This is a genomic window from Streptomyces sp. R302 (assembly GCF_012927245.1).
In the GTDB taxonomy this organism is placed as follows: domain Bacteria; phylum Actinomycetota; class Actinomycetes; order Streptomycetales; family Streptomycetaceae; genus Streptomyces.
Window position 1 is genome coordinate 310,913 of sequence record NZ_JABBGE010000007.1, and the last position, 23,716, is coordinate 334,628.

Here is a 23,716-nt window from a genome sequence, read left to right on the forward strand (position 1 = left end):
CCCCTCCCCCGTCCTCAGGAGGACACATGCCGCACCAGCACCACCGGCGCAGAGCGCGCCGCCCCCGCACCCTGGCCGCCACCGCCGTCACCGCCCTGATCGCCGGGCTCGTCGGGGCGGTACCCAGCGCCGCCGTACCCAGCGCCGCCGCGCCCGGCGCCGACGAGCCGGCGCCCCGGGCCGTCGACCGCTTCGAGGGCGAGGTGCCCTTCGGGAACCCGCCCGCCGAGGGGATCTTCACCTGGGGCAGCGACGCCGACGACCACCCGGCGCTCACGCTCGCCGAGCGGGCCGACGCCCCCGAGGGGAGCAAGGTCCTCGAAGGCCGCTACGACATCAGCGGCTGGGGCGGCTTCACCCATGACTTCGCCTTCGACCTGCCGGCCCAGGACTGGACCGCCCACGGCGGCATCCGCTTCTGGTGGTACGGGCAGAACACCGCGCCGCTGCCGCCCGGTTCGGGCAGGCGGATCGACTTCGAGCTGAAGGACGGCGGTGCGAACGGCGAGGCGTCCGAGCTGTGGACGACCTCCTTCACCGACGACTGGGAGGGCTGGCACCTCGTCGAACTCCCCTTCTCCGCCTTCCGGTACCGCGCCGACTACCAGCCGGTCGGCGGCATCGACCAGGTCCTCGGCCTCGACCGGATGTGGGGGTACGCGCTGACGCTGCCGACGGGCGCGCCGGGCTCCTTCGCGCTCGACGCGGTGGAGCTGTACGGGAAGGCCGACCCGGCGCTGACCACCCAGGTGGTCACGGAGGCGGCCGTGCACCCGGTGGCGGAGGGCTCCGCCGCCCGGATCGACGTCACCGTGAACACGACGGGCGCGGTGCCCACCGACCGGCCGGTCACCGTCACGTACGCGACGGACGACTCCGGTCCGGCGGTGGCCGGGAAGGACTACCGGCCGGTGGCCGGCAGCTTCGTCCTGCCGGCCGGGACGCCGTCCGGCACCACCCGCTCGATCACCGTGGAGACGCTGAAGGACCGTTCCGGCGAGGCCGCCGAGACGATCCCGGTGAAGCTCACCGTCGAGGGCGCCAAGGCGCCCGCCGAGGACCCGGTCGTCGTGGTGGACGCGCACGGCCTTCCGTACCTCGACAAGCGGCTTCCGGTGAAGCGGCGGGTCGCGGACCTGCTGTCGCGGATGACGCTCGCGGAGAAGGCCGGGCAGATGACCCAGGCCGAGCGGAACGCGCTGCGGGCCCCGGGCGACATCGCCGGGTACGCGCTCGGCTCGCTGCTCTCCGGCGGCGGCTCGGTGCCCACCCCGAACACGCCGGAGGCGTGGGCGCGGATGGTCGACGGCTACCAGCTGCGGACCCGGGCGACCCGGCTCCAGATCCCGCTGGTCTACGGCGTGGACGCGGTGCACGGGCACAACAACGTCGCCGGCGCCACGATCATGCCGCACAACATCGGCCTCGGCGCCTCCCGCGACCCCGCGCTCGCCGCGCGGACCGGCGCGGTCACCGCGAAGGAGGTACGGGCGACCGGCGTCCCGTGGGACTTCGCGCCGTGCCTGTGCGTGACCCGGGACGAGCGCTGGGGCCGGTCGTACGAGGCCTTCGGCGAGGACCCGGCCCTGGTGACCGCGATGGAGACGGTCATCCAGGGGATGCAGGGCGCGGCCGACGGGCGCGACCTGGACCGCAACGACAAGGTGCTGACCAGCGCCAAGCACTTCGTCGGCGACGGCGGCACCGCGTTCGGGTCGTCGACGACGGGCGCGTACACGATCGACCAGGGCGTCACCCGGGTCACCCGCGAGGAGCTGGAGGCGGTGCACCTGGCACCGTTCGCGGAGGCCGTGAAGCGCGGCGCGGGCACGGTCATGCCCTCGTACTCCTCGGTCGACGTCATCGGGGACGGTCTCGGCCCGGTGAAGATGCACGCCCACGCGGAGCTGATCAACGGGGTCCTCAAGGACCGGATGGGCTTCGAGGGCTTCGTCATCAGCGACTGGCAGGCCATCGACCAGATCCCCGGGGACTACCCCAGCGACGTGCGGACCTCGGTCAACGCCGGCCTGGACATGATCATGGTGCCGACGAACTACCAGGAGTTCACCCGGACCCTGGTCGCCGAGGTCGAGGCGGGCCGGATCCCGGTCTCCCGGATCGACGACGCGGTGGCCCGGATCCTGACCCAGAAGTTCCGGCTCGGGCTGTTCGAGAAGCCGTACGCGGACACCACGAACCTCCCCTCGGTCGGCTCGGCCGAGCACCGGGCGGTGGCCCGCGAGGCGGCGGCCGCCTCCCAGGTCCTGCTGAAGAACGACGGCGGGGTGCTGCCGCTGAAGCCGGAGCAGAAGGTGTACGTGGCCGGCTCCAACGCCGACGACCTGGGCAACCAGACCGGCGGCTGGACGATCAGCTGGCAGGGCTCCTCCGGGAAGCGGACCACCGGCACGACGATCCTCGAGGGGATGCGGAGGACCGCGCCCGGGCTGACGTACTCGAAGGACGCCGCCGCGCCGGTGGAGGGGTACGACGCCGGGGTCGTGGTGGTCGGCGAGACGCCGTACGCGGAGGGCGTCGGGGACGTCGGCAACGGCCACGACCTGGAGCTGAGCGCCGCCGACAGGGCGGCGGTCGACCGGGTGTGCGCGGCGATGCCGTGCGCGGTGCTCGTCGTCTCCGGGCGGCCGCAGCTGATCGGCGACCGGCTGCCGGAGATCGACGCCCTGGTGGCGTCCTGGCTGCCGGGCACCGAGGGCGACGGCGTCGCGGACGTGCTCTTCGGCCGGAAGCCCTTCACCGGGCAGCTGCCGGTGACCTGGCCCCGGTCGGAGGCGCAGCTGCCGATCAACGTCGGCGACTCCTCGTACGACCCGCAGTTCCCGTACGGCTGGGGGCTCACCACCCTGACGGCGGCGCCGAAGGGCGGCGAGACGACCCTGAAGGCGCTCGGGCTCGCGGCCCGGGTGCTGCAGACGGCCGGCCGGGGCGATTCACCCGAGGCGCGGCGTCTGGTGGCCCGGGCCCGGCTGCTGGTGCAGGACCGCATCGGTCAGCGGGTCACGGCGGCGGTGGCGAAGCCCTTCGCCGAGGCCGACCACCGGCTGCTGTCCGGTGACCCGGCGGGGGCGGTGGCGAAGCTGACCGCGGCCTACCGAGCGGCCGGCTGAGCGCGGGACCCGGTGGACCGGCGCCTCACGGGAGGCCGGTCCACCGGGTCAGCCCCGGGTCAGTCCCGGGTCCGTCCCGGGGTCGTGTCCCCCTCCGGGCCTCCGCCGAAGCCGTGCATTGCATAGCCATGCGGATTCATGCATACTATTGCCATGTCCAAGGTTCTCACCTCCCTTCCCGTCGGCGAGCGCGTCGGCATCGCCTTCTCCGGTGGTCTCGACACCTCCGTCGCGGTCGCGTGGATGCGTGACAAGGGCGCGGTCCCCTGCACGTACACCGCCGACATCGGCCAGTACGACGAGCCCGACATCGCCTCGGTGCCCGGGCGCGCCAAGACCTACGGCGCCGAGGTGGCCCGCCTGGTCGACTGCCGCGCCGCGCTGGTCGAGGAGGGGCTCGCCGCCCTCACCTGCGGCGCCTTCCACATCCGCTCCGGCGGCCGCGCCTACTTCAACACCACCCCCCTGGGCCGCGCCGTCACCGGCACCCTCCTGGTGCGGGCGATGTTGGAGGACGACGTCCAGATCTGGGGCGACGGCTCGACCTTCAAGGGCAACGACATCGAGCGGTTCTACCGCTACGGCCTGCTGGCCAACCCGCACCTGCGGATCTACAAGCCGTGGCTGGACGCCGACTTCGTCACCGAGCTCGGCGGCCGCAAGGAGATGTCGGAGTGGCTCGTCGCCCACGACCTCCCCTACCGGGACTCCACCGAGAAGGCGTACTCCACCGACGCCAACATCTGGGGCGCCACCCACGAGGCGAAGACCCTGGAGCACCTGGACACCGGTGTCGAGACCGTCGACCCGATCATGGGCGTGCGGTTCTGGGACCCGTCGGTCGAGATCGCCCCCGAGGACGTCACGATCGGCTTCGAGCAGGGCCGCCCGGTGACCGTCAACGGCAAGGAGTTCGCCTCCGCCGTCGACCTGGTCATGGAGGCCAACGCCATCGGCGGCCGGCACGGCCTGGGCATGTCCGACCAGATCGAGAACCGGATCATCGAGGCCAAGAGCCGCGGCATCTACGAGGCCCCCGGCATGGCGCTGCTGCACGCCGCCTACGAGCGCCTCGTCAACGCCATCCACAACGAGGACACCCTCGCCCAGTACCACAACGAGGGCCGCCGCCTCGGCCGCCTCATGTACGAGGGCCGCTGGCTGGACCCGCAGGCGCTGATGATCCGCGAGTCGCTCCAGCGCTGGGTCGGCGCCGCCGTCACCGGCGAGGTCACCCTGCGGCTGCGGCGCGGCGAGGACTACTCGATCCTCGACACCACCGGCCCCGCCTTCAGCTACCACCCGGACAAGCTGTCCATGGAGCGCACCGAGGACTCCGCCTTCGGCCCGCTCGACCGGATCGGCCAGCTGACCATGCGGAACCTCGACATCGCCGACTCCCGCGCCAAGCTGGAGCAGTACGCCGGCCTGGGCCTCATCGGCACCGGCGGCCCCGCCATCGGCGCCGCGCAGGCCGCCGCCACCGGCCTCATCGGCTCGATGCCCGAGGGCGGCGCCGAGGTCATCGCCTCGCGCGGCGAGACCCCCGACAGCGAGGAGACGGCGCTGGACCGCGCCGCCATGGAGTCCGGCACCGACTAGTCCCCGGCACTCCGAGCGACACCCGAGGAGGGGCGGCCCCAGGCCGCCCCTCCTTCCGGTGCGGGGGACCCGGTCGCCCCGGCGAGACGGCGGCGGGCGGCTTCAGCTGCTGCCGTACACCGGGTGGGGAGGTGCGGCGGCGGCGAGGAGTCCGAGGGCGGCCTCGCCGGCTTCCTCGGGGGTCCAGCGGGAGCGTTTGTCGACGGTGGGGCCCGGCCGCCACCCCTCCATGACGGTGATGCGCCCGCCCTCCGTCTCGAGGACCCGCCCCGTCACCCCCGCCGCCGCGTCGGAGCCGAGCCAGACGACGAGGGGCGAGACGTTCTCGGGGGCCATCGCGTCGAAGCCGGGGCCCGCCGGCGCGGCCATCGCGTCCGCGAAGGTCCGCTCGGTCATGCGGGTCCGCGCGGCGGGGGCGATCGCGTTGACCTGGACCCCGTACCGGGCCATCTCGGCCGCCGCGACGAGCGTGAGGCCCACGATCCCGGCCTTCGCCGCCGCGTAGTTGCCCTGGCCGACGCTGCCGAGCAGCCCCGCGCCCGAGCTGGTGTTGACGACCCGGGCCCGGGGCGTGCGCCCGGCCTTGGACTCGGCGCGCCAGTGCGCCGCAGCGTGCCGCAGCGGCAGGAAGTGGCCCTTGAGGTGGACGCGCATGACGGCGTCCCAGTCGTCCTCGCCGAGGTTGACGAGCATCCGGTCGCGGAGGAAGCCCGCGTTGTTGACGAGGGTGTCGAGGCGGCCGAAGCCCTCGACGGCGGCGGCGACCAGCGAGGCCGCGCCCCCCGCGGTGGCGACGTCGCCACCGTGGGCGATCGCCTCGCCGCCGGCCGCCGCGATCTCGTCGACCACGTCCTGGGCGGGGCCCGCGCCGCCGCCGGTGCCGTCGAGTCCGACACCGAGGTCGTTGACGACGACCCTGGCCCCTTCCGCCGCGAAGGCGAGCGCGTGCGCCCGCCCGAGTCCGCGGCCCGCTCCGGTGACGACGACGACGCGTCCCGCGCAGAGTCCGGTCATGTCAGGGTCCTGCCTTTCAGGGGTGGTTGACGGTGGCGGCGTCGAGGAACGCGGGGCGCTCCCCTCCGCCGTGGACGTGGAGCGCCGCGCCGCTGACGTATCCGGCCCGCTCGGAGGCGAGGAAGACGCAGGCGTCGCCGACGTCGGCGGGCGCGGCGAGCCGCCCGAGCGGCACGGTGCGGCCGACGGCGGCGATGCCGTCCTCGTCGCCGTAGTGCAGGTGGGACAGTTCGGTGCGGACCATGCCGAGGACGAGCGTGTTGACCCGGACGAGCGGGGCCCATTCCACGGCCATGGAGCGGGCGAGGTTCTCCAGCGCGGCCTTGGCGGCGCCGTACGCGGCGGTGCCCGGTGACGGGCGGGTGCCGCTGACGCTGCCGACCATGACGACGGAACCCCCGGCCGGCTGCCGGCGCATCACCCGGTACGCGGCAAGCGAGGCGGTCAGCGGGGCGACGAGGTTCAGCTCGACGACCCGGGCGTGCTGGGCCGCGTCGCCGTCGGCGAGGGTGCGGTACGGCGTGCCGCCCGCGTTGTTGACGAGGGTGTCGAGGCGGCCGTGGTCGTCGCGCACCCGCTCGAAGAAGGCCGTCACGGCGGCCGGGTCGCGCAGGTCGACGGGGAGGAAGCGGGCGGTGCGGCCGCCCGCCGTGACGGGCGCGTCGGGGGCCCGCCGGGCGCAGGTCACGACCTCCGCCCCGGCTTCGAGCAGGGCTCGGGCTATCCCGGCGCCGACGCCCCGGGTGCCGCCGGTGACGACGGCGACGGAGCCGGACAGATCGATGGTCACGGCCAAGGGACACCTCCCGCAGCGGGCGAACCGCTGCTATCTTCCACCTAACAAACGTTTGGTGGAAAGGTAGCTGATCTGCCCATGAGTGTCTCCACCTCCGCACCGGACGACGGCGTCACCGTCGTCACCGTCGACTTCCCCCCGGTCAACGCCCTCCCCGTGCGGGGCTGGTACGACCTCGCCGCCGCCGTCCGGTCCGCCGGCGCCGACCCGGAGGTGCGCTGCGTGGTGCTCGCCGCCGAGGGCCGGGGCTTCAACGCGGGCGTCGACATCAAGGAGCTCCAGCGCGCGACCGGCCCCGAGGCGATCCTCGGCGCCAACCACGGCTGCGCCGAGGCCTTCTCCGCCGTCTACGACTGCGCGGTGCCGGTCGTCGCGGCCGTGCACGGCTTCTGCCTCGGCGGCGGCATCGGCCTGGCCGGCAACGCCGACGCGATCGTCGCCTCCGAGGACGCCGCCTTCGGCCTGCCCGAGCTCGACCGGGGCGCCCTCGGCGCCGCCACCCACCTCGCCCGCCTCGTCCCCCAGCACCTCATGCGGACGCTGTACTACACCTCCCGCACGGTCACCGCCGAGGAGCTGCGCCGGCACGGCTCGGTGTGGCGGGTCGTCCCGCGCGCACAGCTGCGTACGGCCGCCCTGGAGCTGGCCCGGGAGATCGCCGCGAAGGACGGCCGGCTCCTCCGCCTCGCCAAGGCGGCCATCAACGGCATCGACCCGGTGGACGTGCGGCGCGCCTACCGCTTCGAGCAGGGCTTCACCTTCGAGGCCAACCTCAGCGGGGTCGCCGACGAGGTCCGCGACGCCTTCGGCACGGACCGGACGCAGAAGGAGGAGGAGCAGGCGTGAGCAGGGACAAGACGATGACCGCCGACGAGGTCGTGGGGCAGCTGCGCAGCGGGATGACGATCGGCATCGGCGGCTGGGGCTCCCGGCGCAAGCCGATGGCACTGGTACGGGCGCTGCTGCGCTCGGACCTCACGGACCTGACCGTGGTCTCGTACGGCGGACCGGACGTCGGGCTGCTCGCCGCGGCGGGGAGGATCCGCAAGCTGGTCGCCGCCTTCGCCACCCTGGACTCCGTCCCGCTGGAGCCGCACTTCGTCGCGGCCCGGCAGCGCGGCGCCTTCGAACTGGTCGAGCTGGACGAGGCGATGATGATGTGGGGGCTCACGGCCGCCGTGCACCGGCTGCCGTTCATGCCCGTCCGCGCCGGGCTCGCCTCCGACGTCATGACGGTCAACCCCGGTCTGCGGACGGTCACTTCGCCGTACGGCGACCGCGAGGAGCTGGTGGCCGTGCCCGCGCTGCGCCTGGACGCCGCGCTCGTCCACCTCAACCGCGCCGACGTCCACGGCAACGGCCAGTACCTGGGCCCCGACCCGTACTTCGACGACCTTTTCTGCGAGGCCGCCGACTCGGCGTACGTCTCCTGCGAGCGGATCGTGGAGAGCTCCGAACTGCTCAAGGACGCCGGGCCGCAGACGCTGCTCCTCAAGCGGGCCTTCGTCGACGGGGTCGTCGAGGCGCCCCGCGGCGCGCATTTCACCTCCTGCGTCCCCGACCACGACCGGGACGAGGCCTTCCAGCGCCACTACGTCGAGGCGGCCCGCGACCCGGAGAAGTGGCGGGAGTTCACCGCGCGGTTCCTGTCCGGCGACGAGGACGCGTACCAGGCCGCCGTGGCGGCGTTCCACGAGGAGGAAGCATGAGCGGCACCGGAACCGAGGCGACCACCACGGCGGCGGCCACCCGGGCCGAGTACTGCGTGGTCGCCTGCGCCGAGGCGTGGCGGGACGCGGGCGAGGTGCTGGCCAGTCCGATGGGGACGGTGCCGACGATCGGCGCCCGGCTCGCCCGGCTCACCTTCGCCCCCGACCTGCTGCTCACCGACGGCGAGGCGCTCCTGATGGGCGACGTGCCGGCGGTCGGCGCGGCGCCCGGGGTGGTGGAGGGCTGGCTGCCGTACCGGCAGCACCTGGCCCTGGTCGCCACCGGCCGGCGGCACGTGATGATGGGCGCCAGCCAGCTCGACCGCCACGGCAACCAGAACATCAGCTGCGTCGGCGACTGGGAGCGGCCGGCCCGCCAGCTCCTCGGCGTGCGCGGCGCACCCGTCAACACCCTGAACAATCCGACGAGTTACTGGGTTCCTCGGCACTCGCGGCGGGTCTTCGTCGAGCGGGTCGACATGGTCTGCGGCGTCGGCTACGACCGGGCGGCGGCGGCCGGCCCCTCGGCGACCCGCTTCCACCGGATCCCGGAGGTCGTCACCGACCTCGGCGTCCTCGACTTCGAGACCCCGGACCGCACGATGCGGCTGCGCGCGCTGCACCCGGGCGTCACGGTCGAGCAGGTGCGGGAGGCGACCGGCTTCGCGCTCGTCGTCCCCGGAGAGGTGCCGTACACCCGGGAGCCCACGGCGGAGGAACTGCGGCTGATCCGCGAGGAGATCGACCCCCGGGGGCTGCGCGACCGCGAGGTCCGGGCATGAGCGACGCGACGATCACGACGCCCCTCACGGCCCTCGTCGGGGTGCGGCACCCGATCGTGCAGACGGGCATGGGGTGGGTCGCGGGGCCCCGGCTCGTGTCGGCCGCCGCGAACGCGGGCGCGCTGGGCGTCCTCGCCTCGGCGACCATGGGCGTCGAGCAGCTCAGGTCCGCCGTGCGCGAGGTCAAGTCCCGTACGGACGCGCCGTTCGGCGTGAACCTGCGGGCGGACGCGGGCGACGCGGCCGAGCGGGTCCGGATCGTCATCGACGAGGGGGTGCGGGTCGCGTCGTTCGCGCTCGCGCCCTCGCGCGAGCTGATCGCCCGGCTGAAGGACGCCGGGGTGGTCGTGATCCCCTCGATCGGCGCCCGCCGGCACGCGGAGAAGGTCGCCGCGTGGGGCGCCGACGCGGTCGTGGTGCAGGGCGCGGAGGGCGGCGGCCACACCGGCGGCGTCGCCACCACCGTCCTCCTCCCCCAGGTGGTGGACGCGGTCGACATCCCGGTGATCGCCGCCGGCGGCTTCCACGACGGCCGGGGTCTCGTCGCCGCGCTCTCCTACGGGGCGGCCGGGATCGCCATGGGCACCCGCTTCCTCCTCACCTCCGACTCGACCGTGCCCGACGCGGTCAAGGCCCGCTATCTGGCGGCGGCGGTCGGGGACGTCACCGTCACCACGAAGGTCGACGGGCTGCCGCACCGGATGCTCCGCAGCGAACTGGTCGACGCCCTGGAGCGCTCGGGGCGGGCCGCCTCGCTGCTGCGGGCCGTGCGGCACGCGGCGGCGTTCCGGCGCGAGTCCGGCATGAGCTGGTCCCGGATGGTCAGGGACGGGATGGCCATGAAGCACGGCAAGGAGCTGACCTGGAGTCAGATCCTGCTCGCCGCGAACACCCCGATGATGCTGAAGGCCTCGATGGTGGACGGCCGCACCGACGCCGGGGTGATGGCCTCGGGCCAGGTCGCCGGCGTCATCGACGACCTGCCGTCGTGCGCGGAGCTCGTCGACCGCGTGATGGCCGAGGCGGCGGCCACGCTCCGCGCCCTGCCCCGCGCGTCCTGAGCACCCGCGCCACGTGCGACGTCCGCCGGGGTGACGGCCACCCCGGCGGACGCATCATGCCTGTCCGCCGCCCTCGCACACCGGCCCCTGACCTACAGCCGCTCGATGATCGTCACGTTGGCCTGGCCACCGCCCTCGCACATCGTCTGGAGGCCGTAGCGGCCTCCGGTGCGCTCCAGTTCGTGGAGGAGGGTGACGGCGAGCTTGGTGCCGGTGGCGCCGAGGGGGTGGCCGAGGGCGATGGCGCCGCCGTTGACGTTGACCTTCTCCGGGTCGGCGCCGGTCTCCTCGATCCAGGCGAGGACGACCGGGGCGAAGGCCTCGTTGATCTCGACGAGGTCGATGTCGTCGAGGGTCATGCCGGCCTTCTTCAGGGCGTACGCGGTCGCCGGGATGGGCGCGGAGAGCATCCGGATCGGGTCCTCGCCGCGCACCGAGAGGTGGTGGATCCGGGCGCGCGGGGTGAGGCCGTGATCGCGTACGGCGCGTTCGCCGGCGAGGAGCATCGCGGAGGCGCCGTCGGAGACCTGGGAGGAGACGGCGGCGGTGATCCGCCCGCCGTCCACCACCGGCTTGAGGCCGGCCATCTTCTCCAGGGAGGTGTCGCGGCGCGGCCCCTCGTCGGTGGTGACGTCGCCGTAGGGGACCAGCTCGCGCGCGAAGCGGCCCTCGTCGATCGCGCGGATCGCCCGCCGGTGGGAGCGGAGCGCGAACTCCTCCATGTCGCGCCGGGTGATCCCCCACTTCTCGGCGATGAGTTCGGCGCCGTGGAACTGGTTGACCGGCTGGTCGCCGTAGCGCGCCCGCCAGCCGGCCGAGCCGGCGTAGGGGCCCTCGGTGAGGCCGAGGGGCTCGGCGGCCCGGCGGCTGGCGAAGGCGATGGGGATCATCGACATGTTCTGCGTGCCGCCGGCGACGACGAGGTCCTGGGTGCCGGACAGGACGGCCTGCGCGGCGAAGTGCAGGGCCTGCTGGGAGGAGCCGCACTGCCGGTCCACGGTCACGCCCGGCACCTCCTCGGGGAGTCCGGCGGCGAGCCAGCAGGTGCGGGCGATGTCGCCGGCCTGCGGGCCGACGGTGTCGAGGCAGCCGAGGACGACGTCCTCCACGGCGGCCGGGTCGACGCCCGAGCGTTCCATCAGGGCCTTCAGGGCGTGCGCGCCGAGGTCGGCGGGGTGGACGGCGGAGAGTCCGCCGTTCCGCCTGCCGACCGGGGTGCGGACCGCTTCGACGATGTAGGCCTCGGCCATGGTCACTCCTCAGTCGTGAGTCGTACGTCCGGTGTCGTCGCGGAGGGCGATCCCCTCCAGCACCATGGACAGGTACTGGCGGGCGATCTCCTCCGGGCTGTGCCGTCCGCCCGGCCGGTACCAGGACGCGGCGACCCAGACGGTGTCGCGCACGAAGCGGTAGGTGAGCCGGACGTCGAGGTCGGTGCGGAAGGCGCCGGAGGCCACGCCGGCCTCCAGGGTCGTGAGCCAGGCCCGTTCGAACCTCCGCTGGGCGTCGGCGAGATAGCCGAAGCGCGGCTGGTCCGTGAGGTGCCGGGACTCCTTCTGGTAGATGGAGACGGCGGCGCGGTGCCGGTCGATCTCCCGGAACGAGGCGGTGACGAGGGCCTCCAGGGTCTCCCGCGGCCCGAGCCGGGCGGCGAGCACGGCGTCGTACCGGGTCCACAGCGCGTCGAGGAAGCCGGAGAGGATCTCGTCGAGCATCGACTCCTTGGAGTCGAAGTGGTAGTAGAGGCTGCCGGCGAGCAGGCCGACGGAGTCCGCGATGCGGCGGACGGTGGTGGCGTCGTACCCCTGCGCGGCGAAGACCTCGGCCGCCGCGTCGAGGAGCTGGCGGCGCCGCTCGGGCGCCGGTCTCACGGGTGCTGGCTGCTGACCGAGAGGACTTCGCCGGTGAGGTAGGAGGCGTACCCGCTGGCGAGGAAGACGATGACGTTCGCGACCTCCCAGGGTTCGGCGTACCGGCCGAAGGCCTCGCGGGAGGTGAGCTCTTCGAGGAGTTCGGGGGTGGTGACCTTGGCGAGGTGGGGGTGCATGGCGAGCGACGGGGAGACGGCGTTCACGCGGACGCCGTACGCGGCGGCTTCGAGCGCGGCGCAGCGGGTGAGGGCCATGACGCCGGCCTTGGCGGCGGCGTAGTGGGCCTGGCCCTTCTGGGCGCGCCAGCCGATCACGGAGGCGTTGTTGACGACGACGCCGCCGGCGCCCGCGGCCTTCATGCGGCGCAGGGCGGCGCGGGTGCAGCGGAAGGTGCCGCCCAGGGTGACGTCGAGGACCTTGTCCCACTGTGCGTCGGTCATGTCGACGAGGTCGGCGGTGCCGCCGAGTCCGGCGTTGTTGACGACGATGTCGAGGCGGCCGTGGGTCTCCTCGGCGCGGTCGAGGAGGGCGGCGACCCGGGTCTCGTCGGTGACGTCGCAGGGCAGGGCGGCGACCCGGTCGGCGCCGAACTCGGCGGCGAGCGCGGCCTCGGACTCCTTGAGGCGGCGGGCGTGGGCGTCGGAGAGGAGGACGCGGGCGCCTTCCTCCAGGAGGCGGCGGGCGGTGGCGCCGCCGATGCCGGCGCCCGCGGCGGCGGTGACGACGGCGGAGCGGCCGGCGAGCAGGCCGTGGCCGGGGACGTACGGGGGCGGGGTGCCGGTCACGGGCGGGCCTCCTTGGGCAGGCCGAGGACGCGCTCGGCGATGATGTTGCGCTGGATCTCGTTGGATCCGGCGTAGAGGGTGTCGGCGCGGGAGAAGAGGTAGAGCCGCTGCCAGTCGGTGAGGTCGTACGGTTCCCCGGCGGCGAGCAGGCCGTCGGCGCCGCAGACGTCCATGGCGAGTTCGCCGAGTTCGCGGTGCCAGGTGGCCCAGAAGATCTTGTTGATGGAGGCCTCGGGTCCGGGGGCTCCGGTGGCGACGCCGCCGAGCATCCTGAGGGCGTTGAAGCGGATGGTCTCCAGGCCGGTCCAGGCGCGGGCGATGCGGTCGCGGACGATCGGGTCGTCGGCGGCGCCGTTCCGCCGGGCCAGTGCGATGACCGCTTCGAGTTCGCGGCGGAAGCCGACCTGCTGGCCGAGGGTGGAGACGCCGCGTTCGAAGCCGAGCGTGGCCATGGCGACCTTCCAGCCGTCCCCGGGCGCGCCGACGATGTGGGCGGCGTCGGTGACGGCCCCGTCGAAGAACACCTCGTTGAACTCGGAGGTGCCGGTGAGCTGGACGATGGGCCGGATCTCGACGCCGGGGGCGTCCAGCGGGACGAGCAGGTAGGAGAGGCCGTGGTGGCGGGTGGAGCCGGGTTCGGTGCGGGCGACGACGAAGCACCAGTCGGCCTCGTGGGCGCCTGAGGTCCACACCTTCTGTCCGGTGACCACCCAGGTGTCGCCGTCGCGTGCGGCGCGGGTGCGGACGCCCGCCAGGTCGGAGCCGGCGTCGGGCTCGGAGTAGCCCTGGCACCACAGTTCGTCGACGGCGACGATCCGGGGCAGGAAGCGGGCGCGCTGGGCGGGGGTGCCGAAGGCGATCAGGGTGGGTCCGAGGAGCTGTTCGCCGATGTGGCCGACGCGGGCGGGGGCGTCGGCGAGGGCGTACTCCTCGTGGAAGGCGACCTGTTCCTCCAGGCTCGCGCCGCGGCCGCCGTACTCCTCGGGCCAGCCGACGCAGGTCCAGCCGTGGGCGGCCATGTGCCGTTCCCAGGCGAGGCGTTCGGTGTGCGCCTCGTGTTCGCGGCCGGGGCCGCCGCGGCCTCGCAGGGACGCGAACTCGCCGGTGAGGTGGGCCCGCAGCCAGCCGCGGACCTCCCTGCGGAACTCCTCGACGTCGCTCATGGCCGTACGTTAACCTACCAAACACTTGTTAGGGAAGGAGGATGGATGTCCACTGCCCGCACCACGCCCACCGGGCCCGTCCGCCACGAACGGCGGGGCCCCGCCGCCGACGTCACCATGGCCCGGCCCGCGTCCCGCGACGCCCGGAACTCCGCGACGACCTGCGCCCCCGAGCGCGACGCCCACCTGCCGTTCGAGCGCAGGGCCGGCCTCTGGCGGGACCACTCCGACAAGGAGGGCACCGAGAGCCGCTTCCCCCGCGAGTCCACGGCCCACCCGGGGATGTGCCGCCGCCGGCGCGAACCGCCCTGGGCGATCGGCGCGTCCGCCCGGGGCGACTGCGTCGCCGGCGGCCTGACGCTCGCCTGGATCGTCGACCTGATCGGGGCCTCCGAGGACGCCTTCCTCGCCGACCCGGTGGTCCGCATAGGCATCCCCGGCGTCGGTTACTTCGCGCACCGCTGGGTCATGCCGCCCCGGACGGGCCTCGCGGACGCGCACGACGCCGAGACCGCCCGCGACGCGCTCGGCGGCATGGACATCCACGCGAAGCTGCGACATTCCGGGGGACGACCCCGCCGCCCCCGGGAGGCGGGAGCCTGATGGACCTCGACTTCTCACCGGCCGACGAGGCCTTCCGCGCCGAGGCCCGCGCCTGGCTCGCCGACCGCGTGCCCGCCACCCCGCTGCCCTCCCTGGAGACGGCGGAGGGATTCGCCGCCCACCGTGCCTGGGAGGCCGAACTCGCCGCCGGCCGCTGGTCGGTGGTCTCCTGGCCAGAGCAGTACGGCGGCCGGGGCTCCTCCGTGCTGCGCTGGCTGGTCTTCGAGGAGGAGTACTACGCCGCCGGCGCGCCCGGCCGGGTCAGCCAGAACGGCATCAACCTCCTCGCCCCCACCCTCTTCGAGCACGGCACCGACGAACAGCGCGCCCGGATCCTGCCGCGGATGGCCTCCGGCGAGGTCATCTGGGCGCAGGCCTGGTCCGAGCCCGAGTCCGGCTCCGACCTGGCGAGCCTGCGCTCCACCGCCGTGCGCGCCGACGGCGGCTGGCTGATCAGCGGCCAGAAGACCTGGTCGTCGCGGGCCGCCTTCGCCGACCGCGCCTTCGGCCTCTTCCGCAGCGACCCGCACGCCGACCGGCCGCACCGGGGACTCACGTACCTGATGTTCCCGCTCGGCGCCGAGGGCGTGACCGTACGTCCCGTGGGCCGGCTCGACGGCAAGCCGGCCTTCGCCGAACTCTTCCTCGACGAGGTCTTCGTCCCCGACGAGGACGTGATCGGCGCCCCCGGCGACGGCTGGCGGGTCGCCATGAGCACCGCCGGGAACGAGCGCGGCCTCACCCTGCGCAGCCCCGGCCGCTTCACCGCCGCCGCCGAACGGCTCGCCGCGCTCTGGCGGGAGACCGCCGACCCCTCCGACACGGCCGTCCGCGACCGCGTCGCCGACGCCGTCATCGGCGCCGCCGCCTACCGCCTCTTCACCTACGCCAACGCCTCCCGGCTCGCCGCCGGCGGCTCCATCGGCGCCGAGTCCAGCCTCAACAAGGTCTTCTGGTCGGAGCTGGACATCGCCCTCCACGAGACCGCCCTCGACCTCCTCGGACCGTACGGCGAACTCTCCGACGAGGCCGCGGACGCGCCCGCGCACGGCGGCTGGGCCGAGGGCCACACCTTCTCGCTGGCCGGGCCGATCTACGCGGGAACCAACGAGATCCAGCGCGACATCATCGCCGAGCGGCTGCTCGGCCTGCCGAAGGGACGCCGGTGATGCGGTTCCTGCTCGACGACGAACAGCGGGACTTCGCCCGCACCCTGGACACGATGCTGGCGGCGGCCGACACCCCCCGGGCGGCCCGCGCCTGGGCCGCGGGCGACCACGCCCCCGGGCTCGCCCTCTGGTCCCGGATCGCCGAGGCCGGCGTGTTCGCGCTCGCCGTGCCGGAGGCGTACGAGGGACTGGGGCCGCTGCCGGTGGAACTGGCCGTCGCCTTCACCGAGGTCGGCCGGCACGCCGTCCCCGGCCCGCTGGTCGAGACGGTCGCGGCGGCGGCGCTCCTGAGCCGACTCGGCGAGGGCGACGGCGAAGTCGGCGACGGCGCGGCCTCCGCCTGGCTGCCCCGGATCGCCACCGGCAAGGCGACCGTCTCGCTGAACGTCCCCGAGCTCACCGGCCCGTACGCGCTGGACGCCGACATGGCCGACGCCGTGCTCGTCGTCGCGGACGACACCGTCCGCCTCGCCTCCGCCACCGGCCCCGTCCAGCCCTCCGCCGATCCGGTACGCCGCCTCGCCCGGCCCGCCTCCGCGGGCACCGCCCTGGCCCGCGGCCCCCGGGTGGCCGCCGCCCGCGCGTACGCCGTCGAGGTCGCCGCCCTGGCGACGGCCGCCCAGTCCCTGGGGCTCGGCCGGGCGCTGCTCGACCGGACGGTCGGGTACGTCCGGCAGCGCACCCAGTTCGGCGTCCCCATCGGCTCGTTCCAGGCGGTGAAGCACCGCCTGGCCGACACGCTGATCGCCCTGGAGTTCGCCCGGCCCCTGCTGTACGCCGCCGCCCTCGCCCTCGCGGAGAGCGGCACGGCGCCGCGGGAGATCGCCGCGGCCAAGGTCACGGCGGGCGAGGCCGCCCACGCCGCGGCCCGCACCGCCCTCCAGCTCCACGGCGCCGTCGGCTACACCGAGGAGCTCGACCTCTCCCTGTGGATCCGCAAGGCACGCCCGCTCCGCGACGCCTGGGGCACCCCCGCCGCCTGCCGCGCCCGCGTCCTCGCCCCCGACGAGAAGGGAGCAGAGGCATGAGGTTCAGCGAGGAGCAGGAAGAACTGCGCACGGCCGTACGGCAGTTGCTCCGGCGCCATCCGGGCGAGGAGGCCTGGTCGCCGCTGGCCGAGCAGATCGGGGTGGCGGGCCTCGCCGTCCCGGAGGAGTACGGCGGCGCCGGCGGCGGGGCCGTGGAGACGCACGTGGTGATGGAGGAGCTGGGCCGGGAGCTGAGCCCCGTCCCGTACCTCGGCTCGGCCGTCCTCGCGACGCAGGCGCTCCTCGCCTCGGGCGCCGGCCCGGAGTGCGCCGCGCTGCTGCCCGGTCTGGTGTCGGGCGCGACGACGGCCGCCCTCGCCTGGGCGGAGGCCGGTTCCTGGGACCCGGAGGCGATACGGGCCGAGGCCGCCCCCGGGCCCGGCGGCGGCTGGCGGCTCACCGGGGTGAAGGAGCACGTCCTCGACGGGGACCGCGCCGGGACGCTGCTGGTGGCGGCGCGGACGGACGCCGGGGTGTCGCTCTTCGCGGTGCCCGGCGAAGGACCGGGGGTCGGCCGCGAGGCGACCGTGCCCATGGACGCCACCCGGGCGCAGCCCCGGGTGGTGCTCCGCGGGGCCGAGGGCAGGCTCGTCGGCGCGGACGGCGACGGCGGCCGGGTGCTGCGGCACGTCCTCGACCTCGCGTGTACGGCGCTCGCCGCCGAGCAGGTCGGCGCGGCCGCGCGGTGCCTGGAGCTCACGGTGGCGTACGCCGGGGAGCGGGTGCAGTTCGGGCGGCCGATCGGCTCCTTCCAGGCGGTGAAGCACCGGCTCGCGGACGCCTACGTCCGCGTCGAGTCGGCCCGCTCCGCCGCGCTCGGCGCCGCCTTCGCCGCGGCGGGCGGCGCGCGGGGACCGGAGCTGACCCGGCTCGCCGCCACCGCCGCGTCGGTCTGCTCGGAGGCCTTCTCCGAGGTGGCGGGCGAGATGATCCAGCTGCACGGCGGGATCGGCGTCACCTGGGAGCACGACGCCCACCGCTACTTCAAGCGGGCGCACGGCTCGTCGCGGCTCTTCGGTCCGCCGCACTGGCACCGCGCCCGGCTCGCCGCCACGCTCGGACTGCCCGCGCCGGTGCCCGTCAGCCGTTGATGGAGAAGAAGATGGTGTCGTGGGTGTACCAGTCGTAGCCCCGCGCCTTGGTCGACTCCCACTCCTCGTGCTCGAACTCCAGCTTCTCGGTGAGGAGGTCGAGGTCGTACACGAAGTCGGGGTCGATCTTGTCGCGGACCGCGCGGTACGCGTCCACGGCCTGCTTGGCCTTGTCCAGCGGCAGCATCCCGATGTCGGGGCCGTCGACGGCGTAGGGGATGGGGAAGGGTATCTCGTCCGGCGGGCCGGAGAAGAGGTAGCCGTGCGGCAGCAGGTCGGCGGGGACGCCGTGCTGCCTCAACTGCTCGTCGAGGAGGCTGAAGAAGGTGCTGGGCCTGGAGTAGACGCCGAGGTCGGAGGGGTCGGATCCGCAGTAGTCGATGACGTGCTGCAGGGCCCGGGCGTAGGCCTTGCCCGCGTACGTCCCCGGCGCGTCGGCGCGGCCCTCGATGAGGTGCTCCAGGGCCTCGGGGATGGTCAGGTCCCAGTCGAGGTCCTGGTGGTCCAGGTCGCGCTGGCTGGCCTCGGCCCGCTCGCGCATCATGGCGAGCACGCGCCGCTGTTCGTCGGTGAGGCGCTCCGCCGCTCCGAGGTAGGCGACGGCCTCGGCGCGGTCGCCGGTGGTGTACGAGATGATTCGGCTCATGATCGACATGCTGCCATCCGGCACTGACAGCGCCCCCTCGGCCGGAGCCGAGGGGGCGCTGTCGGGTGGCGTGGTGACGCGGGGTCAGCCGGCGAGCAGCTGCAGGGTGTCGATGACGCGGTTGGAGAAGCCCCACTCGTTGTCGTACCAGGCGACGACCTTGACGTGGCGGCCGTCGACGCGGGTGAGGGCGGCGTCGAAGATGGAGGAGTGCGGGTTGCCGGTGATGTCGGAGGAGACCAGCTCGTCCTCCGAGTACTCCAGGACGCCGGCGAGCTTGCCCTCGGCGGCCTTGCGGTAGGCCTCGAGGATCTCCTCGCGGGTGACCTCGCGGGCGACCGTGGTGTTCAGCTCGACGATGGAGCCGACCGGCACGGGCACGCGGATCGAGTCGCCGGAGAGCTTGCCGTCCAGCTGCGGAAGGACCAGGCCGATGGCCTTGGCGGCGCCGGTGCTGGTGGGCACGATGTTGACGGCGGCGTTGCGGGCACGGCGGGCGTCGCGGTGCGGGCCGTCCTGGAGGTTCTGCTCCTGGGTGTAGGCGTGCACGGTCGTCATGAAGCCGTGCTCGATGCCGGCCAGCTCGTCGAGGACGGCGGCCAGCGGGGCGAGCGCGTTGGTGGTGCAGGAGGCGTTGGAGACGATCGTGTGCAGCTCGGCGTCGTACGTGTCGCTGTTCACGCCGTAGGCGAGGGTGACGTCGGCGCCGTCGGAGGGGGCGCTGACGAGGACCTTCTTGGCACCGGCGTCGAGGTGGAGGCGGGCGTCCTTGGCGCTGGTGAAGCGGCCGGTGGCCTCCAGGACGATGTCGACGCCCAGCTCGGCCCAGGGGAGCTGGGCCGGCTCGCGCTCGGCGAGGACCTTGATGCGGTGGCCGTCCACCACGAGGGTGTCGCCGTCGACGGAGACCGGGCGGCCGAGGCGGCCGGAGGTGGAGTCGAAGGCGAGGAGACGGGCCAGCGCCTTGGGCTCGGTGAGGTCGTTGACGGCGACGACCTCCAGCGTGGTGTCGCGCTCCAGGAGGGCGCGGAGCACGTTGCGGCCGATGCGACCGAAACCGTTGATGGCGATGCGAGTCATGATGCGGTGTCCCTTCCGTTTCTTCGTCACCCAGCCTCGCCTGCCGTGCCGCCGCGCGGCAGGGGCGAGATCGCCATGGTCCGCAAGGATCGTGCCAAGATCCTGGCGATCGGGCCAGGTGAGGGGCTCAGTCGCCCTGCGTGAAGGTGCGCCGGTAGTCGGTCGGGGTGGTGCCGAGGATCCGCTGGAAGTGCATCCGCAGGTTGGCGCCGGTGCCGAGTCCGGTTTCGGCGGCGATCTGCTCGACGCCGAGTTCGGAGCGTTCGAGCAGTTCGCGGGCGCGGTCGACGCGGGCGCGCAGGAGCCACTGCATGGGGGTGTACCCGGTCTCCTCGACGAAGCGGCGCGAGAAGGTGCGGGGCGAGACGGCGGCGTGCCGGGCGAGGACGTCGAGCGTGAGGGGTTCGTCGAGGCGGTGGAGAACCCACTCGCGGGTGGCGGCGAACCGTTCGCCGTGGGGTTCGGGGACGCTGCGGGGCACGTACTGGGCCTGGCCGCCGCTGCGGTACGGGGCGGCGACGAGCCGGCGGGCGGCGTGGTTGGCGGCGCCGACGCCGAGGTCGCCGCGGAGGATGTGGAGGCAGAGGTCGATGCCGGAGGCGGCGCCGGCGGAGGTGAGAACGCTGCCCTCGTCGACGAAGAGGACGTTCTCGTCGACCTGGACCAGGGGCCACTTCTCCGCCAGGGCACGCGCGTAGTGCCAGTGGGTGGTGGCGCGCCGGCCGTCGAGGAGGCCGGTCGCGGCGAGCGCGAAGGCGCCGGTGGAGATCGCCGCGAGCCGCGCCCCGCGCGCGTGCGCGGCGATCAGTGCCTCGACGACGGCCCCCGGCGGGTCCTCCCGGTCGGGAAATCGGTATCCCGGGACGAAGACGATGTCGGCCCACCCGAGCGCGTCGAGCCCGTGGTCGACGTTGTACGACAACCCGTCACCGCCCGCGACGAGCCCGGGCGTGGCCCCGCAGACACGCACCTCGTAGGGCATGCTCGCCCGGGTCGTGAACACCTGGGCGGGGATCCCGACGTCGAGGGGTTTGGCACCTTCGAGGACGAGAACGGCGACGCGGTACAGACGGGTGGGTGGCACGCTGACGAGCCTACGCGGCCCGACGGCGCCGACCGCCACGCGCGGGCACGCGCGCGTGGGGGGTGTGGGGTGGGGTGGGCGACGCCCGGCCTCCACGACGGCAGGGCGCGCCCGGCCACGCGTGTGTCAGGCCGAGACGGCCAGCGCCCGGCTTCAACCACGGTGGGCGGCCGGACCACGCGCGCGAGGGACAGGACGGGCGGCGCCCGGCCTCCACGACGGTGCGGCGCGCGCCCACACTCACGGGGAAGGCGGGACGGGCGGCGCCCGGCCTTCACAACGGTGCGGCGACCCGGCCACGCACACGAGGACGGGACGGGCCGCGCCCAGCCACCACAACGATGCGGCGGCGCGCCCACACGCACGGGGAAGGCGGGACGGGCCGCGCCCGGCCACCACAACGATGCGGCGACCCGGCCACGCACACGAGGACAGGAGGGGCCGCGCCCAGCCACCACAACGATGCGGCGGCCCGGCCACGCGCGCGAAAGCGGGAGGGGCCGCGCCCGGCCTAAGCGACGGTGTGGCGACCCGCCCACGCGCGCGTGGAAGGCGGGACGGGCCTCGCCCGGCCCTCACGGTGGTATGGCTCCGCGGCCCGCGCGCGCTTCGGGCGCGGCGGGCGGCGCTCGGGCTTGCACGGTGGTGTGGCGGCGGCCCGGCCACGTCCGTGCCGGAGGGGGCGGGCGGCGCTCGGCTTCCACGACGCGCTGGCGGCGCGGCCACGCGCGCGTAGGCGTGGGGTCAGTCGTTCGGGAGGATCACCGCGCGGCCGTCGACGCGGCCGGCGTGGAGTCGCTCGTAGGCTTCGGGGGCTTCGTCCAGGCCGTAGGTCTCGACGTGGACGTCGACGGCGCCCGTGCGGGCCAGGTCCAGGACCTCGATGAGTTCGGCACGGGTGCCCCAGTAGGGGGAGGCTACGGAGACCTCGTACGGGAGGGCGCCGAAGCCGACGGGGAGGGTGCCGCCGCCGAGGCCGACGATGGTGACGTCGCCCTCGACCGCGGCCATGGCCCCGGCGGAGGCGGTGGTGGGCGGGGCGCCGACGAAGTCGAGGACGACCTCGGCGCCGCGCCCGTCGGTGAGGTCGCGGACGGTGCCGGCGGCGGAGGAGTCGGAGAGGACCGTCTCGTGGGCGCCGACGGCCCGCGCGAGGGCCAGCTTCTCCTCGGCGACGTCGAGGGCGACGACCCGGGCGGCGGTCAGCGCGCGCAGCAGCTGGACGGCGACGTGCCCGAGGCCTCCGGTGCCGATGACGACGGCGGTGGAGCCGGGCACGAGCTTCGGCAGGGAGCGCTTGATCGCGTGGTACGGGGTGAGGCCGGCGTCGGTCAGCGGCACCGTCTTCACCGGGTCGAGGCCGCCCAGCGGGACGAGGTGGCGGGGGCTGTCCACGATCATGTACTCGGCGATGGCGCCGGGCGCGCCGAGTCCGGGCGGGCGGATGCCGAGCTCGGCGGCGCGCAGGCAGTAGTTCTCCTTGCCCTGGGCGCACATGAAGCAGTTTCCGCAGCCCCAGGGGCCGTAGACGGCGACGGCGTCGCCCTCGGCGAAGCCGGTGACGCCGTCGCCGAGGGCGGCGACGGTGCCGACGCCCTCGTGACCGAGGGTGAGGGGCAGCGGGAAGGGCAGTTGTTCGGCGGGCCAGCTCATGACGGCGATGTCGGAGTGGCAGACGCCGGCGGCGGTGACCTTCAGGAGGACCTGCCCGGGGGCGGGCTCCGGGTCGGGGACGGTGACGACCTCGGGGGCGGCGCCCACGGTGCGGTACTGCAGGGCCTTCATGGCGGCTTCCTCTCCGGCGCCGCCGTGGCCCTCGGCGATGCCGAGGCGGGCGGGCACACCTTCTCCAGGGTGAAGCCGGACCGCGGCACGCGCGCGGTGGCGGGCGCCGCACGGGGCCCCGGACGCGGGCGCCGGACGCGGGCGCCGGACACCGGCGGGAGCTCAGGCGCGCAGCGTGTACCAGGGGCGTTCGGCGTGCTCGGCGGGGGTGCCGTCGAGGATGCGCGCGGTGCGGGCCGCCGGGTCGAGGAGGACGGTCGCGAGGCTGGCCCAGCGGCGGCCGAGCGGGGCCTCCGGGTCGGGCACGCAGCTGACGGGCGGTTCGCCGGGGCCGGTGACCAGGAGCCGCAGCAGGTCGTCGTGGGTGGTGGCGGGCGCATGGTCGAGGCGGTCGCGGAGGAAGGCGTACCGCTCGCCGGAATCGGGCTGGTAGAGCCAGGTCTTCTCGCGGCGGGCGGGTCCGGGGGTGAGGAAGTGGTTGGTGCGCAGGCGGGTGCCGTCGGGCGTCGGCGGCGCTTCGAAAACGCCGTCGGGGCTGAGGTCGAGCAGGACGGCCCGCCGCCGGTCGAAGAGGAGGAAGGAGCCGGAGGAGGCGAGCGGCGCGGAGCGGATCAGCTCGACGGCGTGGGCGGCGTCGTCGGCCTCCTCCAGGACGAGGGCGGCGAGCACGTGCACCGGGAGGCCGCCGACGCGGTCGTCGCGGTGGCCGAGGATGTTGAAGTGGAGGGCGAGGCCCGCGCTGTTGACGCCGATCTTGGCGAGGATGCCGTGTTCGGTGAGGCCGACGTAGCGGTGGGCGCCGCCGGCGGAGTCGACGGTGTGCCAGGAGGAGCCCAGTTCGACGTGCCAGTCCCAGGTCTGGACGCCGAGGTGGGTGGTGCCGCCGTCGGCGGCGGGGACGCGGCGGACGACGGTGGAGCACTCGCCGGGCGGGACCGTGCGGCTCCGGGCGAGGATCTCGGTACGGGCGTTGAGCGCGGCGACCCGCCAGGGTTCGGCTCCGGCCCCTTCCGCGATGCCCTCGATCTGCTCGCGCAGGGCGGGCCGGAAGGCGTCGACGGCGTCAAGGGCCCGGTGCGCGTCGTCGCGGACGGTCGCCTCGGGTATCTCCGCGAGGGCGAAGAGCCGGTCGTAGACGTCGAGGGCGGTGTTCAGCCCCTCGGCGAGCCGGGCGCCCCGTCGGCGGCCCCGCTCGCGCGGGTCGGCGGCGTCGACGGCGACGTGGAGCCGGTGGTCGGGGCGGGGGAAGGCGGTGCGGGACATGGGCGGGCTTCCTGGGCGGGTGACGGGACCATCATATTGGCCATGCGACCAAT

Annotated in this window: 21 protein-coding genes; 10 read left to right on the forward strand and 11 right to left on the reverse strand. The window is 74.5% G+C overall.

The window, feature by feature from the left end; translation table 11 throughout:
* Nucleotides 1-26: 26 nt before the first annotated feature.
* Together HHL19_RS23205 and argG are read left to right on the forward strand one after the other, a co-directional pair.
* Nucleotides 27-3,131: a glycoside hydrolase family 3 N-terminal domain-containing protein gene (locus HHL19_RS23205; protein ID WP_169092222.1), complete on the forward strand. Its 3,105-nt coding sequence runs from the start codon at nt 27-29 to the stop codon at nt 3,129-3,131.
* A 153-nt stretch (nt 3,132-3,284) separates the two neighbouring features.
* A complete protein-coding gene (gene argG, locus HHL19_RS23210) occupies nt 3,285-4,733 on the forward strand; it encodes an argininosuccinate synthase (RefSeq protein ID WP_169092223.1) in 1,449 nt (482 codons plus the stop codon).
* A gap of 102 nt (nt 4,734-4,835) precedes the next feature.
* Here argG and HHL19_RS23215 read toward each other — a convergent pair whose 3' ends face one another.
* Entirely contained in the window at nt 4,836-5,747 is a 912-nt protein-coding gene (locus HHL19_RS23215) for an SDR family oxidoreductase (RefSeq protein ID WP_169092224.1), read from the reverse strand.
* A 16-nt stretch (nt 5,748-5,763) separates the two neighbouring features.
* Nucleotides 5,764-6,543 (reverse strand): SDR family oxidoreductase, encoded by a 780-nt coding sequence (locus HHL19_RS23220; RefSeq protein ID WP_169092225.1) that lies wholly within the window; start codon nt 6,541-6,543, stop codon nt 5,764-5,766.
* Between the two features lie 78 nt (nt 6,544-6,621).
* Here HHL19_RS23220 and HHL19_RS23225 point away from each other — a divergent pair, with 78 nt between their 5' ends.
* The 4 genes from HHL19_RS23225 to HHL19_RS23240 are packed head-to-tail and all read left to right on the forward strand — an operon-like array spanning nt 6,622 to nt 10,095.
* Nucleotides 6,622-7,389 (forward strand): enoyl-CoA hydratase family protein, encoded by a 768-nt coding sequence (locus tag HHL19_RS23225; protein WP_169092226.1) that lies wholly within the window; start codon nt 6,622-6,624, stop codon nt 7,387-7,389.
* Between the two features lie 14 nt (nt 7,390-7,403).
* Nucleotides 7,404-8,252: a CoA transferase subunit A gene (locus tag HHL19_RS23230; protein ID WP_169092424.1), complete on the forward strand. Its 849-nt coding sequence runs from the start codon at nt 7,404-7,406 to the stop codon at nt 8,250-8,252.
* Entirely contained in the window at nt 8,249-9,034 is a 786-nt protein-coding gene (locus HHL19_RS23235; protein WP_169092227.1) for a CoA-transferase, read from the forward strand. The genes HHL19_RS23230 and HHL19_RS23235 overlap by 4 nt, the downstream gene beginning before the upstream one ends.
* On the forward strand, nt 9,031-10,095 hold the full coding sequence (locus HHL19_RS23240; RefSeq protein WP_169092228.1) for a nitronate monooxygenase: 1,065 nt from the start codon (nt 9,031-9,033) through the stop codon (nt 10,093-10,095). The genes HHL19_RS23235 and HHL19_RS23240 overlap by 4 nt, the downstream gene beginning before the upstream one ends.
* A 92-nt stretch (nt 10,096-10,187) precedes the next feature.
* Here the strand turns inward: HHL19_RS23240 and HHL19_RS23245 are convergent, their stop codons facing one another.
* Genes HHL19_RS23245 through HHL19_RS23260 form a run of 4 tightly spaced genes read right to left on the reverse strand, consistent with a single transcriptional unit; the run spans nt 10,188 to nt 13,914 of the window.
* Nucleotides 10,188-11,345, reverse strand: coding sequence for an acetyl-CoA C-acetyltransferase (locus HHL19_RS23245; protein WP_169092229.1), 1,158 nt, complete (start codon nt 11,343-11,345; stop codon nt 10,188-10,190).
* A gap of 9 nt (nt 11,346-11,354) precedes the next feature.
* Nucleotides 11,355-11,966 (reverse strand): TetR/AcrR family transcriptional regulator, encoded by a 612-nt coding sequence (locus HHL19_RS23250; protein WP_346768389.1) that lies wholly within the window; start codon nt 11,964-11,966, stop codon nt 11,355-11,357.
* Nucleotides 11,963-12,751: an SDR family oxidoreductase gene (locus HHL19_RS23255; RefSeq protein ID WP_169092230.1), complete on the reverse strand. Its 789-nt coding sequence runs from the start codon at nt 12,749-12,751 to the stop codon at nt 11,963-11,965. The genes HHL19_RS23250 and HHL19_RS23255 overlap by 4 nt, the downstream gene beginning before the upstream one ends.
* Complete coding sequence (locus HHL19_RS23260) at nt 12,748-13,914, reverse strand: acyl-CoA dehydrogenase family protein (protein ID WP_169092231.1); 1,167 nt, start codon at nt 13,912-13,914, stop codon at nt 12,748-12,750. The genes HHL19_RS23255 and HHL19_RS23260 overlap by 4 nt, the downstream gene beginning before the upstream one ends.
* Nucleotides 13,915-13,959: 45 nt before the next feature.
* Between HHL19_RS23260 and HHL19_RS23265 the strand changes: the two genes are divergently transcribed.
* From HHL19_RS23265 to HHL19_RS23280, 4 genes are read left to right on the forward strand one after another with little or no spacing between them, the layout of a single operon-like run.
* The gene (locus tag HHL19_RS23265; RefSeq protein WP_169092232.1) at nt 13,960-14,517 is read left to right on the forward strand and encodes a hypothetical protein; all 558 of its coding nucleotides are present in this window, start codon (nt 13,960-13,962) and stop codon (nt 14,515-14,517) included.
* The gene (locus HHL19_RS23270) at nt 14,517-15,686 is read left to right on the forward strand and encodes an acyl-CoA dehydrogenase family protein (RefSeq protein ID WP_169092233.1); all 1,170 of its coding nucleotides are present in this window, start codon (nt 14,517-14,519) and stop codon (nt 15,684-15,686) included. Before HHL19_RS23265 ends, HHL19_RS23270 begins: the two co-directional genes overlap by 1 nt.
* The gene (locus tag HHL19_RS23275) at nt 15,686-16,714 is read left to right on the forward strand and encodes an acyl-CoA dehydrogenase family protein (protein WP_169092426.1); all 1,029 of its coding nucleotides are present in this window, start codon (nt 15,686-15,688) and stop codon (nt 16,712-16,714) included. Before HHL19_RS23270 ends, HHL19_RS23275 begins: the two co-directional genes overlap by 1 nt.
* Nucleotides 16,711-17,805 carry an acyl-CoA dehydrogenase family protein gene (locus HHL19_RS23280; RefSeq protein ID WP_169092234.1) on the forward strand — a complete coding sequence of 365 codons (1,095 nt, stop codon included), beginning with the start codon at nt 16,711-16,713 and terminating at the stop codon, nt 17,803-17,805. The genes HHL19_RS23275 and HHL19_RS23280 overlap by 4 nt, the downstream gene beginning before the upstream one ends.
* Here the strand turns inward: HHL19_RS23280 and HHL19_RS23285 are convergent.
* The 5 genes from HHL19_RS23285 to HHL19_RS23305 form a co-directional block, all read right to left on the reverse strand.
* Nucleotides 17,795-18,451 (reverse strand): hypothetical protein, encoded by a 657-nt coding sequence (locus tag HHL19_RS23285; protein ID WP_169092235.1) that lies wholly within the window; start codon nt 18,449-18,451, stop codon nt 17,795-17,797. The two genes, HHL19_RS23280 and HHL19_RS23285, sit on opposite strands and share 11 nt — an antisense overlap.
* A gap of 84 nt (nt 18,452-18,535) precedes the next feature.
* On the reverse strand, nt 18,536-19,531 hold the full coding sequence (gap, locus tag HHL19_RS23290) for a type I glyceraldehyde-3-phosphate dehydrogenase (protein ID WP_169092236.1): 996 nt from the start codon (nt 19,529-19,531) through the stop codon (nt 18,536-18,538).
* Between the two features lie 127 nt (nt 19,532-19,658).
* Nucleotides 19,659-20,615: a helix-turn-helix domain-containing protein gene (locus HHL19_RS23295; protein WP_169092237.1), complete on the reverse strand. Its 957-nt coding sequence runs from the start codon at nt 20,613-20,615 to the stop codon at nt 19,659-19,661.
* Between the two features lie 744 nt (nt 20,616-21,359).
* Complete coding sequence (locus HHL19_RS23300; RefSeq protein ID WP_169092427.1) at nt 21,360-22,400, reverse strand: NAD(P)-dependent alcohol dehydrogenase; 1,041 nt, start codon at nt 22,398-22,400, stop codon at nt 21,360-21,362.
* Nucleotides 22,401-22,562: 162 nt separating this feature from the next.
* Nucleotides 22,563-23,663 (reverse strand): C45 family peptidase, encoded by a 1,101-nt coding sequence (locus HHL19_RS23305; protein WP_169092238.1) that lies wholly within the window; start codon nt 23,661-23,663, stop codon nt 22,563-22,565.
* Nucleotides 23,664-23,716 lie beyond the last annotated feature (53 nt).

What these genes read in the sequence shown, in the direction of transcription:
- HHL19_RS23225 (WP_169092226.1), top strand. Translation starts at nt 6,622, where the DNA reads ATGAGTGTCTCCACCTCCGCACCGGACGACGGCGTCACCGTCGTCACC.
- gap (WP_169092236.1), bottom strand. Translation starts at nt 19,531, where the DNA reads ATGACTCGCATCGCCATCAACGGTTTCGGTCGCATCGGCCGCAACGTG.
- HHL19_RS23235 (WP_169092227.1), top strand. Translation starts at nt 8,249, where the DNA reads ATGAGCGGCACCGGAACCGAGGCGACCACCACGGCGGCGGCCACCCGG.
- HHL19_RS23240 (WP_169092228.1), top strand. Translation starts at nt 9,031, where the DNA reads ATGAGCGACGCGACGATCACGACGCCCCTCACGGCCCTCGTCGGGGTG.
- HHL19_RS23280 (WP_169092234.1), top strand. Translation starts at nt 16,711, where the DNA reads ATGAGGTTCAGCGAGGAGCAGGAAGAACTGCGCACGGCCGTACGGCAG.
- HHL19_RS23305 (WP_169092238.1), bottom strand. Translation starts at nt 23,663, where the DNA reads ATGTCCCGCACCGCCTTCCCCCGCCCCGACCACCGGCTCCACGTCGCC.
- argG (WP_169092223.1), top strand. Translation starts at nt 3,285, where the DNA reads ATGTCCAAGGTTCTCACCTCCCTTCCCGTCGGCGAGCGCGTCGGCATC.
- HHL19_RS23275 (WP_169092426.1), top strand. Translation starts at nt 15,686, where the DNA reads ATGCGGTTCCTGCTCGACGACGAACAGCGGGACTTCGCCCGCACCCTG.
- HHL19_RS23300 (WP_169092427.1), bottom strand. Translation starts at nt 22,400, where the DNA reads ATGAAGGCCCTGCAGTACCGCACCGTGGGCGCCGCCCCCGAGGTCGTC.
- HHL19_RS23260 (WP_169092231.1), bottom strand. Translation starts at nt 13,914, where the DNA reads ATGAGCGACGTCGAGGAGTTCCGCAGGGAGGTCCGCGGCTGGCTGCGG.
- HHL19_RS23245 (WP_169092229.1), bottom strand. Translation starts at nt 11,345, where the DNA reads ATGGCCGAGGCCTACATCGTCGAAGCGGTCCGCACCCCGGTCGGCAGG.
- HHL19_RS23265 (WP_169092232.1), top strand. Translation starts at nt 13,960, where the DNA reads ATGTCCACTGCCCGCACCACGCCCACCGGGCCCGTCCGCCACGAACGG.
- HHL19_RS23270 (WP_169092233.1), top strand. Translation starts at nt 14,517, where the DNA reads ATGGACCTCGACTTCTCACCGGCCGACGAGGCCTTCCGCGCCGAGGCC.
- HHL19_RS23285 (WP_169092235.1), bottom strand. Translation starts at nt 18,451, where the DNA reads ATGAGCCGAATCATCTCGTACACCACCGGCGACCGCGCCGAGGCCGTC.
- HHL19_RS23230 (WP_169092424.1), top strand. Translation starts at nt 7,404, where the DNA reads ATGACCGCCGACGAGGTCGTGGGGCAGCTGCGCAGCGGGATGACGATC.
- HHL19_RS23205 (WP_169092222.1), top strand. Translation starts at nt 27, where the DNA reads ATGCCGCACCAGCACCACCGGCGCAGAGCGCGCCGCCCCCGCACCCTG.
- HHL19_RS23215 (WP_169092224.1), bottom strand. Translation starts at nt 5,747, where the DNA reads ATGACCGGACTCTGCGCGGGACGCGTCGTCGTCGTCACCGGAGCGGGC.